Origin of the sequence: Nonomuraea sp. NPDC049725 (genome assembly GCF_040674795.1) — a bacterium.
GTDB classification, from domain to species: domain Bacteria; phylum Actinomycetota; class Actinomycetes; order Streptosporangiales; family Streptosporangiaceae; genus Nonomuraea; species Nonomuraea ceibae.
The window spans coordinates 35,477-52,827 of sequence record NZ_JBFANJ010000023.1; the positions used below are offsets into that span (position 1 = coordinate 35,477).

Below are 17,351 nucleotides of genomic sequence, written 5' to 3' on the forward strand. Positions count from 1 at the left end.
CATTAGCGGCGGGTTACGCTCCCGGAAAGAAACGAGAACAGGTTCTCGTTTGTCTGCGCCCGGGTGAGGAGTTCCGATGGGCACGCTCGGTTTCTGGAGACTGGCGCAGGCGGACCCCGGCTGGGTCGCCGCCGTGGACCCCGACGGCACGGAACATCGCGCCGGTGACCTGCTGGCCAGGGCGAACCGGCTGGTGCACGGCCTGCGCGAGCTCGGGCTGCGACCCGGCGACGGCTTCTGCGGGCTGGTGCCCAACGGGGCCGACGGCCTGGTGCTCTACCTGGCCGCGTTACAGGCGGGCTGGTACTACACGCCGATCAACTGGCACCTGACCGGCCCGGAGATCGCCTACATCCTGGCCGACAGCGAGGCCCGCGCGTTCTTCGCGCACCCGCGCTACGCGGCCGAGGCCGTCCGCGCCGCCGAGGCCGTCGACCCCGGCAGGCGCTTCGGCGTCCCGGAGCTCCCCGGCTTCCGCTCGCTGAGCGACCTGACCGACGGCAGGCCGGACACCCTGCCCGCCGACCGGACGGCCGGCGCCACCATGCACTACACCTCCGGCACCACCGGCCGGCCCAAGGGCGTGCGCCGCCCGCTCAGCGGCCTCGACCCCGACGACGCGGCCGAGCTGATGACGTTCCTGCCCGGCCTGTTCGGCATCACGCCCGGCCGCCCCAACGCCCACCTGGTCACCTCGCCCGGCTATCACACGGCCGTCACCCAGTTCGGCGGCACCGCCCTGCACATGGGCCACACCCTCGTTCACATGGACCGGTGGGACGCCGAGGAGATGCTGAGGCTCTGCGAGCGCCATCGGGTGACGAACTCGCACATGGTCCCCACGCACTTCAAACGCCTGCTGTCGCTGCCCGCGGAGACCCGGGACCGCTACGACCTGTCGTCGCTGAAGTGGATGATCCACGCCGCCGCGCCCTGCCCGGTGCCGGTCAAGCGGGCGATGCTGGACTGGTGGGGCGACTGCGTCTACGAGTACTACGCGGCCACCGAGGGCGGCGGCACCCTGGCCACCCCCGCCGACTGGAAGGCGCACCCCGGCACCGTCGGCCGGGCCTGGCCGATCAGCGAACTGCTCGTCGTCGACGACGCCGGCGACCCGGTGCCCACCGGCGCCCCCGGCACCATCTACATGAAGATGATGGGCGCCTCCTTCGAGTACAAGGGCGACCCGGCCAAGACCGAGGCGAACCGGCTCAAGGACTACTTCACCGTCGGCGACATCGGCTACCTGGACGAGGACGGCTTCCTGTTCCTGTGCGACCGCAAGGCCGACATGATCATCTCGGGTGGGACCAACATCTACCCCGCCGAGATCGAGAACGAGATCGTCGTCCACCCCAAGGTCGCCGACGTGGCCGTCTTCGGCATCCCGGACGAGGAGTGGGGCGAGCAGATCAAAGCCGTCGTCGAGCCCGCCCCCGGCGCCGAACCCGGACCCGAGCTGGCCCGGGAGATCCTGGCCTCGCTGGAGGGCCGGCTGTCGCGGATGAAGTGGCCCAGGACCGTCGACTTCATCGCCGAGATGCCCCGCGAGCCCAACGGCAAGCTGCTCAAACGCAAGCTCCGGGCGCCCTACTGGGAGGGACACGAGCGTGCCATCTGACGAGCCGCTGACGGCCGAGCACGTGCTGGAGTTCCCCGGCGGCTACACGCGCACCACCGGGCCGGTGATCGGCCGGTTCCTGACCGAGCTGCGCGCCGGGCGGCTCGTCGGCGTGCGCACCGCCGAGGGCCGGGTGCTGGTGCCGCCGCTGGAGTACGACCCCGCGACCGGCGAACCGGTCACCGGCGAGTACGTCGAGGTCGGGCCCGCCGGGACCGTCACCGCCTGCGCCTGGGTGTCCGAGCCGCTGGACGGCCACCCGCTGGACCGGCCGTTCGCCTGGGCGCTGATCAAACTGGACGGGGCCGACACGGCGCTCGTGCACGCCGTGGACGCGGGCAACCCCAAGGCCGTCACCGCCGGGACCCGGGTGTGGCCGGTGTGGCGCGGCGAACGCACCGGCCACATCACCGACCTCTCCTGCTTCGCCCCGGAGGTGACGAAGATCGTCTCACCGGTGCGGAGCGCGTACACGCTCAGGGCGGGCGGGGCGCTCGGCGTCTTCCTGGAGGGCATCGGGCGCGGCGTGTTCGTCGGCGGGCGATGCGGCGGCTGCGGCAAGGTGTACGTCCCGTACCGGCTGTCGTGCCCGGAGTGCGGCCTGCGGATCGCCGAGCGGACCGAGCTGCCCGGCACCGGCACCGTCACCACCTTCGCGATCAACAACCTGCCCGACCCGCGCGCCCCCGAGGTGCCGTTCGTGTCCGCGTACATCCTGCTCGACGGCGCGGACGTGCCGATGATCGCGCTCGTCGGCGGGGTGCCCGCGCACGAGGTGCGCCACGGCATGCGGGTGCGCGCCGTATGGGTCCCCGAGGACGAGCGGACGCCGTCGATGGCCAGCGTGCGGTGGTTCGCCCCCACCGGCGAGCCGGATGTGGAGCTGTCATGAGAAGGGTGGCGATCGTCGCCTTCGCCCAGACCGAGCACACCGACCACGACACCGGGCTGGCCGAGCCGGAGCTGATCCTGCCCGTGATCGACGCGGTCAAGGCGGCCACCGGGCTCAGCCGGTTCGGCTTCACCTGCTCCGGGAGCTGCGACTACCTGGCGGGCGCGCCGTTCTCGTTCGTCTCGGCCCTCGACGCGCTCGGCGCCTGGCCGCCCATCTCCGAGAGCCACGTCGAGATGGACGGCGCCTGGGCGCTGTACGAGGCGTGGGTGCGGCTCCAGCACGGGGACGTGGACAGCGCGCTGGTGTACGGCTTCGGCAAGTCCACGCCCGGTGATCCGCGCACGCTCATGACCCTGCAGCTCGACCCGTACTACCTGGCGCCGCTCGGGCTCGACCAGGCGTCCTACGCGGCGCTGCAGGCGTCGGCGGCGGGCGTGCCGCGCGCCGAGCTGGACGCGATCGTCCGGCGCAGCCGGGCCGACGGGCGGCGCAACCCGTACGCGCTCGACCTGCCCGACGAGCTGGCCGCCGACCCCGTCGCGGGGCCGGTGCTGGCCTGCGACGTGGCTCCCGTGACCGACGGCGCGGCCGCGGTCGTGCTCGCCGCCGGCGACCTGGCCGCCGAGCTGTGCGAGCGGCCCGCGTACGTGACCGGCATCGCGCACCGCATCGAGCCGCACTACCTCGGCCTGCGCGACCTGGCCAGGTCCGCGTCCGCCGCCGACGCCGCGCGGGCCGCCGGGGTCGGCAAGGGGCCCGTCGAGGTGGCCGAGCTGCACGCCCAGTTCGCGCACGAGGAGCCCATCCTGCGCCGCGCCCTGGAACTGCCGGACGACACGGTGATCAACCCGTCGGGCGGCCCGCTCGCCGCCAACCCCGTCATGGCCACCGGCCTGATCCGCATCGGCGAGGCCGCCCGCCGCGTCCACGACGGCACCGCCCGGCGCGTCGTCGGCCACGCCGCCGGCGGACCCTGCCTGCAGCACAACCTCGTCACCGTCCTGGAGGCATGATGGCGCAGCGCTGCGCGGTGATCGGCGTCGGCCAGACGCACTACACGACCAAGCGCCGGGACGTGTCCATGGCCGGGCTGGTGCGCGAGGCCGCGCTGCGCGCGCTGGAGGACGCCGGGCTGACGTTCAAGGACATCGACGCGGTCGTCATCGGCAAGGCCCCCGACCTGTTCGAGGGCGTCATGATGCCCGAGGCGTACCTGGCCGACGCGCTCGGCGCCGCCGGCAAGCCGATGATGCGCGTGCACACCGCCGGCAGCGTCGGCGGCTCCACCGCCCTCGTCGGCGCCGGGCTCGTCCAGGGCGGCGTGCACGAGCGGGTGCTCGTCGTCGCCTACGAGAAGCAGTCCGAGTCCAACGCCACCTGGGCGCTGTCCACGCACCTGCCGTTCAGCTCCTCCCTCGTCGTCGGCGCGGGCGGCTACTTCGCCCCGCACATCCGCGAGTACCTGCGCCGCACCGGAGCCCCCGCCCACATCGGCACCCTCGTGGCCGTCAAGGACCGGCTCAACGCGCTGCGCAACCCGTACGCGCACCTGAAGATCCCCGGCATCGACCGGGCGATGGTCGAGTCCACCCCCATGCTGTGGGAGCCGATCCGCTACCTGGAGACCTGCCCGTCCAGCGACGGCGCCTGCGCGCTCGTGCTGTCGTCCGAACGCGCCGCCACCGGCACCCCCGCCTGGGTGCACGGCGGCGCCATGCGCTCCGAGCCGATCTTCCGCGCCGGGCGCGACACCGTCAGCCCGCAGGCGGGCAAGGACTGCGCCGCCGACGTCTACCGGCAGGCCGGCGTCACCGACCCCCGGCGGCAGATCGACGTCGCCGAGGTGTACGTGCCCTTCTCCTGGTACGAGCCGATGTGGCTGGAGAACCTGGGATTCGCCGCCGAGGGCGAGGGCTGGAAGCTGACCGAGTCGGGCGCCACCGCGCTCGACGGCGACACCCCGTGGAACCCCTCGGGCGGCGTCCTGTCCAGCAACCCGATCGGCGCGTCCGGGCTGATCAGGTTCGCCGAGGCGGCGCTCCAGGTGCGCGGCGCGGCGGGGGAGCACCAGGTGGACGGCGCCCGGCTGGCGCTCGGCCACGCCTACGGCGGAGGAGCCCAGTTCTTCGCGATGTGGATCGTCGGACGGGAGAAGCCCTGATGGAGTTCAACCACGCTGACCTGTACGAAGGGCTCGCGGACGCGATCGGGGACCGGGTCGCCGTGGTCTGCGGCGCCGAACGCCGCACCTACGCCGAACTCGACGCCGAGGCCAACCGGCTCGCCCACCACCTGAAGGACCTCGGCGTCCGGCCCGGCGAGCACGTCGGCATCCACCTGTGCAACGGCGTCGAGTACGTCGCCGGGCTGCTGGCCGCCCTCAAGATCCGGGCGGTGCCCGTCAACGTCAACTACCGCTACGTCGAGGCCGAGCTGCTCTACCTCTACCGCGACTCCGACATCCGGGCGCTGCTCTACGACGTGGAGTTCGACGCCCGGGTGGCCGCCGTCGCCGGCGACGCGCCCCGGCTGGAGCACCTGATCGCCGTCGGCGGCTCGTCGGCCGTCCCGCACGCGGTCCCGTACGAGGAGGCGTTACGCGCGGGCCGGCCCGAGCGCGGGTTCGGGCCGCGCTCCGGGCAGGACGTGTACATCATCTACACCGGCGGCACCACCGGCCTGCCCAAGGGCGCCATGTGGCACGTCGAGGACCTGTTCATGGCCTTCGGCGGCGGCAACCCGTACGGCGAGCCGCGCGCCACGCCCCGGGAGGTGGTGGAGGAGGCCACCAGGACCGCCCCGATGATCATGATGGCGGCGCCGCCCCTCATGCACGGCGCCGCCCAGATGGCCACGTTCATCACCTGGTGGATGGGCTCCACCATGGTGTACGTGCGCAAGTTCCACGCCGCCGAGGTGTGGCGGACCGTCGAACGCGAGCGCGTCTTCACCCTCAACATCACCGGCGACGCCATGGCCAGGCCGCTCGCCGAAGCCCTGGAGGCCGGCTCGTACGACGTGTCCTCGCTGTGCGTCGTCAGCTCCACCGGCGCCATCCTCAGCGGGGCGGTGCGCGACCGGCTCCAGGAACTGCTGCCCAACGTGATCATCCTCGACAACTTCGGCTCCACCGAGTCCGGCTACACCGCCTCCGGCGTCGCCGGCTCCTCGCCCGAGACCGGGCTGCGCTACCGGCCGAACGCCACCGCCGGGCTGGCCGTGCTCGACGACAAGCTGCGCCCCGTCACGCCCGGCTCCGGCGAGCTCGGCACCGTGGCCAAGGCCGGGCGGATCGCGTTCGGCTACTACAACGACCCCGGCAAGACCGCCCGCACCTTCGTCACCGACGCCGCGGGCACCCGCTGGCTGCTGACCGGCGACCTGGCCAGCGTCGAGCCCGACGGCACCGTCAACGTGTTCGGGCGCGGGTCCCAGTGCGTCAACACCGGGGGCGAGAAGGTCTTCCCCGAGGAGGTGGAAGCCGTGCTCAAGGGGCATCCCGCCGTCTTCGACGCCGTCGTCACCGGCGTGCCCGACGAGCGGTGGGGCAGCAGGGTCGCCGCCGTGATCGAGCCCCGGCCCGGCCTGCACGTCACCGAGGCCGAGCTCGACGCCCACTGCCGGCGGCTGCTGGCCGGCTACAAGGTGCCGCGCGCGTGGGCGTTCGTCGCCGAGATGATCCGCTCCCCGGCCGGCAAGGCCGACTACCGGTGGGCCAAGCAGGTGCTCACCGGAGGGTGATCACTGGGCATCGGTAGCGCGCAGCACCGTCTCGCGCACCCCGGCGGCCATGGCACGCAGCGGCGCCACGCGGTCCGCCTGCTCCGGGGGCACCCGCTCCTGCTCCGCCAGCGACCAGCCCGCCGCGTCCAGCGCCGCCCTCGGCCGGTCGAGCGCCACCAGCCCCGCCGCCAGATACGCGTACGTCAGCGCCGACGTCGCCGGGTCGTCAGGCTCGTCGCACAGATCGGCCGCCCGCTCCAGCAGCGTCACCGCCTCCGCCGTCCGGCCCGCCTCCAGCAGCGCGATCCCGTACAGCGCCGCCGCCCGGCCGCCGCCCGGCACGTCCGCCGCCCGCGCCAGCACCGTCAGATCCGGCCGGCCCAGCTCGTGCAGCAGCCCGCCCAGCCGTCCCAGCGCCGCGCCCAGCTCCGCCCCGTAACGGGCCGGATCGCACGCGGCCAGGCACTCCAGCACCCGCACCGCCAGCTCCGCCCCGTCCGCCGCCGTCTCCGGATCGCCGACGATCTCCGCCACCGCGGCGTACGTCTCCAGGCAGCGTCCCAGCAGCTCGTACGCCTCCGCGCCCGCCCGCACCGGGACGTCACGCTCCAGCGCGGCGGCATGGTCCGTCAACGGCGGCAGCAGCTCGGCCATCGCCTCCGCCAGCCGCGCCCGCTCCCCGGGGCCGCCGCGCGAGGCGGCCTCGAACGCCACCCCGAGATAACCGGCCAGCTCGCCCAGCACCTCCAGGCCGCCCGCCGGACCCTCCAGCGCCCGCCCGTAGAACGCCGCCGCCTCGGCCGGCTCGCCCTGGTCCACGTACCGCCCGCCCAGCCGCAGCAACGCCAGCCGGTGCGTCGCCGCGACCTCGGGAGCCACCGGGACCTGCTCGTCGAACAGCCCCGACAGCAGCGTCGTCCCGCGCACCAGCTCCACCGCCGCCCGCTCACCGTCGCCGAGCAGGCTCCGGCACAGGCCGCTGAGCTGCAGACACGTACCGGCCAGCACCTCACGGCCCACCGGCGGCAGCACCGCCAGCGCCGCACCGGCCGCCTCCAGCGCCCCCTCCAGATCGCCCCTGGACAGCCGGATCCCGCCGCGCAACCGCAACGCCCCGGCCAGCGCCGCCACCCCTACCCCGGCGGGCACCCCCCACTGCCTCGACTCCCGCGAAGGCTGCTCCACCTGGGCGCGCAGCAGCTCGACCAGCCGGTCCGCGGCGGCCTCCGCCTCCGCGTCGCGGCGCGTCCTGGACAGCGCCGTGGCCGCCAGCACCAGGCGCTCCACCAGCTCCAGCCGCACCTCCGGCCCGCACGCCGCCACCGCCGCCGTCAGGTGCGGCACCGCCTCCTCGTCCCGGCCCAGCGCCACCAGCGACCGGCCCAGCGCCGCCGCCACGTCCCCGGCCAGTCCCGTACGCGCCTCCGCAGGGACGTACCGGTCGAGCAGCTCGGCGGCCTGCTCCGCCAGCACCACGCCGTCCGCCGGGCGGCCCGTCGCCGCCCACGTCCAGGCGAGCCTGGCCTGCACCGCGACATGCTCGCGCACGTCGCCGTCGCCCCGCCGGTGGTCGGCCAGCTCCCGTTCGGCCTTGGTCACGTCCTCCTCGGGGCGCACGCTCGGCACCAGGTTGATCAGCGCCGGCGGAGGCGGCGCCGCCTCCGCCTCCCGGCCCCGCTCCACGGCGGCGAGCACGTCCACCCGCCGCTCGCCCTCCTCCCGGTACAGCTCCGCGGCCCGCTCCAGGTACGCCGTGCCGTCGACGTTCCGGCCCAGCTCCAGCAGGCACATGCCGAGCAGCCGCGCCCCCCTCGCCGACAGGCCGCCGCCGGTCGCGGCCTCGCGCAACGGCTCCAGCGCCTCCTCCGCCCGCCCGTCACCCAGCAGGCACTCGCCCAGGTCGAGCAGCCGCCGTACGAGCTCGGGCCGGTGCCCGTCCGGCTCCGTCACCACCAGCGCCCGCAGGCACGCCACGGCCTCGGCCGTGCTCACGGCCGCCTCGCCGTAGCGGCCCCGGTCCGCGTACAGCCCGGCCAGCTCCCCGGCCGCCGACGCCAGCTCCGCGCCCAGGCCCGGCCCCCGCGCGACCGCCCCGCGCAGCCTCGCCACCGCCTCGGCCGCCGGGACCAGGGCCCCGTCCGCCTTCCCCAGCCGCCCGGCCACCCGCCGCAACGCCCGCCACACACCCTCGTCCGCCGCCTCCGGCAGCGCCCGCGTGGCGGCGACCGCCAGCGCCGTCCCCAGCTCCCTCAGCCTGCCCTCGTCCAGCGCCATCCCGGGCCCCAGTGGCGCCGGTCCGTCCGTCATGTCCCCGGCCCGGCCCGCACCGGTGCCTGCGAGCAGCACGTCCCCGACGGCCCGGGCCAGCTCCACGTCCCCGCCCGCCGCCGCGAACGCCGCCACCGCCTCCCCGAGCCGTCCCGCCCCGAGCAGCGCACACGCCAGGTTGTACTGCGCCCCGGCGGCCTGCCCGGCATACCCGGCCTCCACCTCGGCCAGCCGCCGAAACCGCCCCGCCGCCTCCCGCGCCACATCCACCGGGTTCGGTGTGCCCGCCGCATCCCAGGCGGCGGCAGCGGGGGCGGGGGTGCCCGCCGCCTCGGGCGCAGGCCCGTCCGCCGCGTCCCGTGCCTGCCCGGTGGTCGTCTCTCGTGCTCGTCCGTGTGGTGCGGGCTCGCGTGACGGCGTCTCCTCGGGTGGGGTGGTCAGGAGGAGGCAGGCGGCGTGGTTGAAGAGGGCCTGGGCGACCGGGTGGCTGTCCGGGGGTGTGGTGGCGAAGGTCTCGACGGCCTCCGCCGCGGCGGCGGTCGCCTCCGGGAGCCTGCCCAGGGCCGCGAGCCGGACGGACAGGTCCGACAGGGCGGCGGCCAGCTCGGCGGGGTCGCCGCCGGAGCGAAGCGACTCGGCGCGCAGCTCCGCCAGCGTGGCCTCCAACGCCCGGAGCCCGAGGTGTCCGGGCGGGCCCGGCGGCACCGCCATCGCCGCCCGGGCCAGCGCGGGCTCGTCGCGTAACGCCCGCACGGCCGCGTCCAGCAGGTCGCCGAGCTGCTCCCCGGGACCGGTGGCCGCCTCGCCCGCCATCCGGTCGAGCCCGCCGGACAGCAGGGCCAGCAGTGCCTCCCGGACCCGCGCGTCGCCGCACGCCGCCCGGAGCACCGCGAGCATCCGCGCCAGGTGCCCGGTTGTGCGCGCCGGGTGGTCGTGCAGGGCGAGCACCAGGTCGGTGAGCCCGTCGACGCCGCCGAGCAGCCGTTCGGCCACGACGGCCGAGGCGGGCCCGTCGTCGTCGAACCCCGCCGCGCCCGGCACCACGGACAGCAGCGCCCGCCGCTCGCCGGGGGACGGGGCGGTCAGCGTGACGACCGCCGCGGCCTGACGCCAGGCGGGGTCGCCGTGCCTGGCCTGCTCGTGTTCGAGGAGCCGCGCGATCGGGTCGCCGCCGGGCTCGGGGGCCAGTCCCCGTACGCGCATCAGCGCGGCGACGTGCACCTGGAGCGGCCGGTCCGGCTCGTCCTCCCGCGCCTGCGGGTGCCGGTGGGCGGGCCGCTCGTCGCCCACGACGAAGAACCGGCCAGGGGCGGGCTGGTCCTGCCGGGGCGCGGGCGGGGCGCTCACCTGGGCGGAGTGCAGGGTGAAGGCGTGGGTGGCGGCGGTGGCGTGGGCGGTGCGCTCGACCGGGCTGAGCGGCCGGGCGTCGAGGTGGATGGCGGTGCGGGTGAGGTGCTTGAGCAGCCCGCCGGCCGCCGCGTCGAAGCGCTGCCACCAGTCGGGCCCGGCGTGGGCCCGTGCCACGAGGAGGACGCGTACGCGAGGGTTGTGCGGGTGGGCGGCCAGCCGCCGGATCAGCTCGCCGGGCAGGGCGGCCGATGGCTCCGGGAGGTCGACGACCAGGAGCGTCGGGCCCAGGGCGTCCAGCGGGACGGCCGGGCCGGACAGGGGCGGGAGGCGGAGGAATCCGGTGTCCCAGCCGATGGAGCCGAGCTCGTCGCAGAGCTCGGCGGCCAGGCGGGTCTTGCCGGTGCCGCCCGCGCCGGTCAGGACCGCGATCGAGAGGCGGTCGGGGCTCGCGGCCCAGCTGCGCAGCGTGGCCAGCTCGTGGGTACGGCCGAGGAACGGGACGACGGCGTGGCGCGGGGCGAGCAGCGCCCAGTCGGGGGAGCCGGGCGGCAGCTCGTCGAGGGCGGGCAGCAGCAGGTCGGGCAGGAGGAGGCCGGGCTCGCCGGTCAGCTCCTCGACCTGCTCGGGCCGTACGCCTGCCAGCTCGCGGAACCCGGCGTCGGCGAGCAGCGCGGCGACGGGCACGACGTCCAGCCGGCGGTGGGCGTGCCCGGAGCGGCCGGCGCGCACGACGCCGAGCACCTGCCGGCCGTGAGCGCCGACGAGCGCGGCACCCGACAGCCCGAGCCAGTCCGGCAGCGCCACGTCCGCGCCGCCGGGCGCCACGGCGGAGGACACGGCGGGGGGCACGGCGGGGGGCACGGCGGGGGGCACGGTCCAGCCGGTCACGGTGGCGGTGGGCAGGCCCCAGCCGGGGATGCCGTCGAGGTGGCCGGTTGCCGTGATCATGGGGCGGCGGCCGTTCGGGTGGGTGGGGTGGTCGCCGTTGGGGTGGGCGCGCGGGTGGTCGTCGCGGCTGTGGGCGAGGGCGTAGCCGTGCGCGACGCAGGGCAGGCCGGCCTGCCGAATGGCGGCCCAGCGGACGTGGTCGATGCCTGGCACGTTCCGCCAGGGCGCGTCGGGGACGCGGAGGAGGGCGGCGTCGGTGCTGCCGCGCCCGCGCCACACCTGCTCGGCCTCGGCCCACCAGGGCCAGCGCGAGGAGCGCACCTGGCAGGGGGACTCGGGGTCGCGCGCCGAGGTCAGCACGAGGTCGGGGCCGATCACGTACCCGGATCCGGTCGCGCCGACGAGGTCGTCGTGACCGGAGTAGACCTCGACGACCCGCTGGAGCCCGAGGCTGTGCGGTGGCCTGTGCATGGGGCCCGCCTCTTCGCTACATGCCGTCCGAAGTGTCGTCCATGACGAGGGTGTCACCCTTTCCGGCCGCTGCGAAGGCGGTGGCGGGGTGACATGGGGTTCGCCGATGGCGGGTGCCGCGCAGAAACGCCTGGAGCCCCCGCCACCCGCTCACTATGGCACTAGAGACACGAAATTTCCGGCTTGTCGCTCTTCTTCGCCGCCTGGCGATCATTCGGGAAGAGGCATGTCACCCGGCGGCTACATCCGTTACGCCTTCTCGCCGGTGAGCCAGGCCGCCAGCCCCAGGTAGACCAGCCCGCTGCCCACGTCGAGCCGCCGCCGCGCCCGGGCCGAGCCGCGCACGTAACCGGCCAGGGCCGACGACAGCAGCGCGTACGTGCCGTCACTGGCCATGCCGAGCACCATCCAGATCAGCCCCAGCACCAGCATCTGCGGCGCGACCGGCCCGGCGGACGGGTCGGTGAACTGCGGCAGGAACGCCAGGAAGAAGATGGCCGTCTTCGGGTTGAGCACGTTGACCACGAACCCCTCCCAGAACATCCGCCGCCTGGACTGCTCCGGCACCGCCACGGCCTCCCCGCCGCCGCCCCGGCGCACCAGCTTGCGCAGCCCGAGCCAGACCAGGTAGGCGACGCCCGCGTACTTGACGACGGTGAAGGCCGTCGCCGAGGCCGCCAGCAGGGCGCTGACCCCGAGCGTGGCGGCGACGACGTGCACCACGGACCCGGCGTGCACGCCCAGGACGGAGACGAGCCCCGCGGACCTGCCCTGGGCGACGCTGCGCGTGACGATGAAGAGCACCGCGGGCCCGGGGACCAGCAGCAGCGCGAGCGTGGCCGCGCAGAAGAGGGCGAGTGTCGTCAGATCCGGCATGCGGCCATCGTAGGAGGGCGCGTCAAAGGGTTTCCCGCAGCGCCGACCCCAGCGCCGACCGCAGTGCCGACCGTGGTGCCGCCCCCAGCTCCGACCGCAGCGCCGCCAGCAGCGCCTCGGTGGCCGGCGGGTGCGGCGGCTCGCCGTAGACGGCGGCGTAGACGTGCCTGGTCGAGCCCGGGATCAGGGTCGCCGACACCTCCGGGTGGCGGTGCGCGCGCAGCGCCAGCCCCGGCAGGACGGTGACGCCCATCCCGGCGGCCACCAGCGCCTGCACGGCCACGATGTCGTCGCTGGTGAACGTGATGTCCGGGGCGAATCCCGCCTTGTCGCACAGGTCGAGCAGATGGCTGCGGCACCGGTCGCACCCGGCGATCCACGCCGATCCGGCATGCCCTTCCAGCGTCCGGTCCGGGCCGGGCGAGACCAGGTAGCTCGGGTCGTCGAGCAGGTGGACCATCTGGATGCCGTTGTCCTCCGGCGCGGTGTCGTCGTAGCGGAAGATGACCGCGACGTCGACCCGCCCGGCCCGCAGCAGCCTGAGCGCCTCGGGCGGCTCGGTCTCGGTCAGGTGCAGCCGCAGCCCCGGGTGCTCGCGCCCGAGCAGCCCGGCCGCCCCGGGGACGAACGTGCCGAGCGCCGACGGGAACGCCGCCAGCCGCACCCGCCCCGACCGCAGCCCGACGTGCGCGGCCAGGTCGTCCTCGGCGGCGTCGAGCCGGCTCACGATGTCGGCGGCGCGCTCGGCCAGCAGCCGCCCCGCCTCGGTCAGCCGGATGCCGCGCCCGGCCCGCTGGATCAGCTTGGCCCCGGTCTCCGCCTCCAGCCTGGCCAGGTGATGGCTGACGGACGGCTGCGCGTAGTGCAGCTCCTTGGCCGCGGCCGTGAGCGATCCCTTCCGGGCGACCGCCAGCAGGACGCGAAGCCGCACGACATCAAGCATCCATCAACCGTACCTATGAATGAGCCTCATTACTTCTGTTGGACCTATCGATGTCGCCGTAGGACCGTGGAGGAAAGGAGGCAAGCCATGAAGACGACCCTGCGTCCCGGGCTCGGCGAGCTGGTGCCGGGCATCCGCGCGATCACCGACCGCGGCCTCGGCCGCCGCGAGACCGCGTTCGCGGTCGCTGGCCTGCTGCGCGACGGGCTCCCCCCGCTGGACATCCTCACCGAGGAGGAGCGCGCCGGCTCACCCGACGGGTACGTGTCCCGCGTGCTGCACGCGCAGGACGCGTTCTCGGTCGTGGCGGTCGTCTGGCGGCCCGGCCAGGACACCGTCATCCACGACCACGTCTCGTGGTGCGCGTTCGGCGTCCTCAGCGGCGTCGAGCACGAGACCCTCTACCGGGACATGGGCGACCACCTGCTGGAGATCGGGCGCGCCGACAACCGGCCCGGCGAGGTCAGCGGCTTCGCGCCGCCCGGCGACATCCACCAGGTGCGCAACACCAGCGCCGAGGTCGGGGTGTCGATCCACGTGTACGGGGCCGACGTGAGCAGGCTGGGCAGCAGCGTCCGCCGCGTCTACGACCTGCCGGTCCGCGCGTCCTCGGCGGCCTCCCGGTCGTAGGCTTCGAGCCGGTCGGCCAGCGCGGCGGGCCGCGACAGCGTGACGCTGTGGCTGCCGTCGATCTCGTCGGCCGTCACCCCGAGCCGCGCGCGGGCCATCTCCCGCATGAACGGCGCCGGGAACCAGCGGTCGTCGCGGCAGAGCAGGAAGCGGGTCGGCACGTCCGGCCACCGCTCCAGCGGCCACGGCTCGACGAGCGCCTTGTCCGCGTGCGCCCGGTTGTGCCGCGACGCCTCGGCGGCCAGCTCGGGCGGCACGTCGTGCATGAACAGCGCCACCTCGTCGTCGATGTCCTTGTCGCCGAAGCCGGTGTTGGCCCACCAGTCGCCGGGCGCCTCCCCGGGCACGGGCACCATCGCGGCCAGCATCACCAGCAGGTCGGCCCTGACCCGGTCGCACACCAGCGGGCCGACGAAGCCGCCCCACGAGTGCGCCACCACGACCAGCCGCCCGGCGCGCTCCCCTGTGCCCTCCCCGCCGGCCTTCGGAGCGGCCCGCCGGACCGCGTCGGCCACGGTGTCCGCGTAGTCGCCGAGCCCGGCGTCCGGGTCCTCGATGGGCAGGTCGACGGCCACCGTGGTGTGGCCGCGCCGGCGCAGCTCGTCCTCCAGCAGGTGCCAGTACCAGGCGCTGCCGCCGCCGCCGTGGATCAGTGCGAACGTCGTCACGCTCACTCCCGGCCGGCGATCGGCGCGGGCAGGCGGGTCTGGAAGTCCAGCACCCCGACCCAGGCGGGCCGGACCGCGATGCGGGCCATGCGCACGCCGGGCCGGTCCGCCTCGGCCACGTTCCTGGCGCCCTGCTCCGGGCCGGCGTAGCGGTGGTGGGCCAGGGCGTACTCCGGGACGATGCCTTCCCAGTCGGTCACCTCGGCCCGGCCCCGGATGAGCAGCACGTCGGGCGGCATCGTGTTGGCGTCGATGGTGATGGCGACGTCGGGCCTGGCGCGCAGCGCGGTGATCTTGGCCGCGCCGGCGAACGTGGCCATGACCAGCTCCTCGCCGTTCCAGTGGAACATCGTCGGGTAGACGCGGGGCGTGCCGTCGGCGGCGACGTAGGCGACCCTGGCCAGCTCCGTCGAGACGAGCAGCCTGCGGGCCACCTCGTGCTCCAGCAGCCTGAGGTCGCCCTGCGGCAGTGTGTTCAGGTCGGTCTCCATAGTCCTAAACTAGGACTAGCTGGTGCGAGTTGGCAAGGAGCCTGATGAGAACGTACGACGACCCCTGTGGCATCGCCCGCGCCCTCGACCACGTCGGCGAGCGGTGGGCGCTGCTGATCGTCCGCGAGCTGCTGCTCGGCCCCAAGCGCTTCACCGACCTGCGCGCGGGCCTGCCCGGCGCGAGCCAGAACGTGCTCTCCCAGCGTCTGCGCGAGCTGGAGGAGTCGGAGGTGGTGCGCCGCCGCAAGCTGCCGCCGCCCGCCGCGAGCCAGGTCTACGAGCTGACCGGCCTCGGCCGCGACCTGGAGCCCGTCGTGCTCGCGCTGGCCCGCTGGGGCAGCCGCACGCCGCTGCGCTCCGACCGGCCGCTCAGCCCCGACGCGCTCATGTACGCCCTGAAGTCCACCTTCGACCCCCGGGCCGCCGAAGGCTTCACCGGCAGCGTCGAGCTGCGCCTCGGCGAGCAGCGCTTCCTGGCCGCGGTGGACGGCGGTCGGCTCACGCTGACCCGGGCGGCCGACGGGCAGGCCCCGGCCCAGGCCGTCCTCGACACCGACCCCGGCACGCTGCGCGCCGTCGTGTTCATGGGCGAGCCCTGCGACAGGATGGCTGTCGAGGGGGACAAGCAGGTCGCCGAGCGGTTCGTCCGGCTCTTCCCGCGCCCGGCGACGAATTCCTGACCCCGCCGGAGTCCATCCCCCGAACCGACACGGGAAGGACCCCGCCATGGAAACCCATCTCGACGAGCGCTTCAGCGCGCCGGGCGCCACCGCCACGCCGTGGGAGCAGGCCCGCGACGAGCTGGCCCGCGCGCAGACGTACTGGCTGTCGACCGTGCGGGCGGACGGCCGCCCGCACGTCACGCCGCTGATCGCCGTCTGGCACGAACGCGCGCTCTACTTCTGCACCGGCCCCGGTGAGCAGAAGGCCCGCAACCTGGAGACCAACCAGCGGTGCGCGCTCACGACCGGCGCCAGCGCCCTGCGCGAGGGCCTCGACCTGGTCGTCGAGGGCGTCGCCGCCCAGGTGTCCGACCCGGGCCTGCTCCACGCGCTCGCCGCCGACTACGTGGCCAAGTACGGCGAGGAGTGGCGCTTCGAGGTGCGCGACGGCGCCTTCCACAGCGAGGAGGGCGGCCGGGCGCTGGTCTTCGAGGTCGCCCCGGACAAGGTGCTCGGCTTCCGCAAGGGCGACTACGCCCAGACCCGCTGGCGCCCCTGACCCACGACCGGCCCGGTGACGGCGGACTAACCCCCGCGCAAGTGGCGGGTACCGGGCCGCGCGCCGCACTCTCGACATATGTCGGATAAGCCGCGCATGACCCGCTCCACCCGGGCTGTGCTCGCCATCTTCCTCACCGACCCCGCCCGTGAGTTCTACGGGCTGGAGTTGCGCGCCGCCACCGGCCTGTCCAACGGCACCCTCTATCCCCGCCTCGCCACGCTGGAGGCGTACGGCTGGCTGGAGAGCCGCTGGGAAGACCCCGAGCCCGGGCGCCCGCCCCGCAGGTACTACCGCATCACCCGCGAGGGCACCGAGCGGGCCCGCGAAGCTCGGCCCGTCCGGCCCGCCCTGCGCCTCCGTCCGCGAGCGCAGGGAGCCTGACGTGGACGCACTGATCGCTCCCCTGCTCGGCAGCCTCGCCACCCGCCTCACGGCCGACGAACTGCGACTGGTCGAGCGCGCCTACGAATGCGCCGCCGAGCTGCACGAAGGCCGCTACCTGTACAGCGGCGACTCCTACATCACCCACCTCGTCAGGGTCGCATCCCTGGTCGCCAACACCGGGGCCGACAGCGTGACCATCTCCGCCGCCTTCCTTCACAGCGCTGCCGACGCCCAGGGTTTCGACCTCGACGAACTCCGCGCCGAGGTGGGCGCCGAGGTCGCCGGGCTCGTGACGAAGCTCGGCGCGATGAAGCAGGGCGGCCCGGTCCCCGCCGACCGGCGCGTCCAGACGATCAAGGTCTTCGACCGCCTGGACAACATGCGGACGATCGAGCACGTACCGCCGCACAACCAGCGCCGCACGTCCCTGCGGGTGCTGGAGTCGTCGGCGCCCATGGCACGGCAGCTCGGCCTCGCGCCGGTCGCCGCCGAGCTGGAGTCGCTGGCTCATGCCCGGCTCTCACCAGGCAGGACCTTCGGCGCGGTGCGTGCGGCGTCCCTCATCCTGCCGAGGGCGGCCCGCAGGCGCTATCTCCAGGAGTGGAGGGGCGAGCTCGCCCGGGTGGAGAAGGGGCACCGCACTCACATCCTCGAACTGCTGCGCGGCGTCCCCGCTCTGGCGGTCGTCCTGTGGCGGGTTGCGGCCCGCCGTCTGGTCCGGCGGCTGCTCGCCGTCGCGTTCGCCACCCGCCTGCGTCCATGGGCCGTCTTCGCGCCTGTGCTGGGCTGGCTCGCCTGCGAGCTGGTCGTGTCGAGTCCCGCCGAGGCGCTGGCCTTCGTCCTCACTGTCCCGCCCGCCTGCGCCGCGCTGATCGCCCGAGTCCGGGACTGGCTGGGCCTGGATTAGGGCTGATCACGC

Annotated in this window: 15 protein-coding genes; 10 read left to right on the forward strand and 5 right to left on the reverse strand. The window is 74.8% G+C overall.

Annotated elements, in window-relative coordinates; all coding sequences use genetic code 11:
• Window positions 1–76: 76 nt before the first annotated feature.
• The 5 genes from AB0J53_RS39935 to AB0J53_RS39955 are packed head-to-tail and all read left to right on the forward strand — an operon-like array spanning window position 77 to window position 6,257.
• Complete coding sequence (locus AB0J53_RS39935; protein WP_364182219.1) at window positions 77–1,621, forward strand: acyl-CoA synthetase; 1,545 nt, start codon at window positions 77–79, stop codon at window positions 1,619–1,621.
• On the forward strand, window positions 1,611–2,513 hold the full coding sequence (locus AB0J53_RS39940) for an OB-fold domain-containing protein (RefSeq protein WP_364182221.1): 903 nt from the start codon (window positions 1,611–1,613) through the stop codon (window positions 2,511–2,513). Before AB0J53_RS39935 ends, AB0J53_RS39940 begins: the two co-directional genes overlap by 11 nt.
• Window positions 2,510–3,529: a lipid-transfer protein gene (locus AB0J53_RS39945; RefSeq protein WP_364182224.1), complete on the forward strand. Its 1,020-nt coding sequence runs from the start codon at window positions 2,510–2,512 to the stop codon at window positions 3,527–3,529. The genes AB0J53_RS39940 and AB0J53_RS39945 overlap by 4 nt, the downstream gene beginning before the upstream one ends.
• Window positions 3,529–4,677, forward strand: a complete 1,149-nt coding sequence (locus tag AB0J53_RS39950) for a thiolase domain-containing protein (protein WP_364182424.1) — start codon at window positions 3,529–3,531, stop codon at window positions 4,675–4,677. The genes AB0J53_RS39945 and AB0J53_RS39950 overlap by 1 nt, the downstream gene beginning before the upstream one ends.
• Window positions 4,677–6,257 carry an acyl-CoA synthetase gene (locus tag AB0J53_RS39955; RefSeq protein ID WP_364182226.1) on the forward strand — a complete coding sequence of 527 codons (1,581 nt, stop codon included), beginning with the start codon at window positions 4,677–4,679 and terminating at the stop codon, window positions 6,255–6,257. The genes AB0J53_RS39950 and AB0J53_RS39955 overlap by 1 nt, the downstream gene beginning before the upstream one ends.
• Here the strand turns inward: AB0J53_RS39955 and AB0J53_RS39960 are convergent, their stop codons facing one another.
• The 3 genes from AB0J53_RS39960 to AB0J53_RS39970 form a co-directional block, all read right to left on the reverse strand.
• Entirely contained in the window at window positions 6,258–11,216 is a 4,959-nt protein-coding gene (locus AB0J53_RS39960; protein ID WP_364182229.1) for a tetratricopeptide repeat protein, read from the reverse strand. It abuts the gene before it with no gap.
• Between the two features lie 249 nt (window positions 11,217–11,465).
• Entirely contained in the window at window positions 11,466–12,092 is a 627-nt protein-coding gene (locus AB0J53_RS39965; protein WP_364182232.1) for a LysE family translocator, read from the reverse strand.
• Between the two features lie 22 nt (window positions 12,093–12,114).
• Window positions 12,115–13,035, reverse strand: a complete 921-nt coding sequence (locus AB0J53_RS39970; RefSeq protein ID WP_364182235.1) for a LysR family transcriptional regulator — start codon at window positions 13,033–13,035, stop codon at window positions 12,115–12,117.
• A gap of 87 nt (window positions 13,036–13,122) precedes the next feature.
• Between AB0J53_RS39970 and AB0J53_RS39975 the strand changes: the two genes are divergently transcribed.
• A complete protein-coding gene (locus AB0J53_RS39975) occupies window positions 13,123–13,665 on the forward strand; it encodes a cysteine dioxygenase family protein (protein ID WP_364182238.1) in 543 nt (180 codons plus the stop codon).
• Here AB0J53_RS39975 and AB0J53_RS39980 read toward each other — a convergent pair.
• Together AB0J53_RS39980 and AB0J53_RS39985 are read right to left on the reverse strand one after the other, a co-directional pair.
• Complete coding sequence (locus tag AB0J53_RS39980) at window positions 13,620–14,333, reverse strand: alpha/beta hydrolase (RefSeq protein ID WP_364182240.1); 714 nt, start codon at window positions 14,331–14,333, stop codon at window positions 13,620–13,622. The two genes, AB0J53_RS39975 and AB0J53_RS39980, sit on opposite strands and share 46 nt — an antisense overlap.
• 2 nt (window positions 14,334–14,335) lie before the next feature.
• Window positions 14,336–14,824 (reverse strand): pyridoxamine 5'-phosphate oxidase family protein, encoded by a 489-nt coding sequence (locus AB0J53_RS39985; RefSeq protein ID WP_364182242.1) that lies wholly within the window; start codon window positions 14,822–14,824, stop codon window positions 14,336–14,338.
• 44 nt (window positions 14,825–14,868) lie between these two features.
• Between AB0J53_RS39985 and AB0J53_RS39990 the strand changes: the two genes are divergently transcribed.
• The 4 genes from AB0J53_RS39990 to AB0J53_RS40005 all read left to right on the forward strand — a co-directional run bounded on the left by AB0J53_RS39990 (window position 14,869) and on the right by AB0J53_RS40005 (window position 17,339).
• A complete protein-coding gene (locus AB0J53_RS39990; protein ID WP_364182244.1) occupies window positions 14,869–15,504 on the forward strand; it encodes a helix-turn-helix domain-containing protein in 636 nt (211 codons plus the stop codon).
• A gap of 46 nt (window positions 15,505–15,550) precedes the next feature.
• Window positions 15,551–16,045: a pyridoxamine 5'-phosphate oxidase family protein gene (locus AB0J53_RS39995; RefSeq protein WP_364182246.1), complete on the forward strand. Its 495-nt coding sequence runs from the start codon at window positions 15,551–15,553 to the stop codon at window positions 16,043–16,045.
• 96 nt (window positions 16,046–16,141) lie between these two features.
• Window positions 16,142–16,429, forward strand: coding sequence for a helix-turn-helix transcriptional regulator (locus AB0J53_RS40000; protein WP_364182248.1), 288 nt, complete (start codon window positions 16,142–16,144; stop codon window positions 16,427–16,429).
• 1 nt (window position 16,430) lies between these two features.
• Window positions 16,431–17,339 (forward strand): HD domain-containing protein, encoded by a 909-nt coding sequence (locus AB0J53_RS40005; RefSeq protein ID WP_364182251.1) that lies wholly within the window; start codon window positions 16,431–16,433, stop codon window positions 17,337–17,339.
• The last annotated feature ends 12 nt before the right edge of the window (window positions 17,340–17,351 follow it).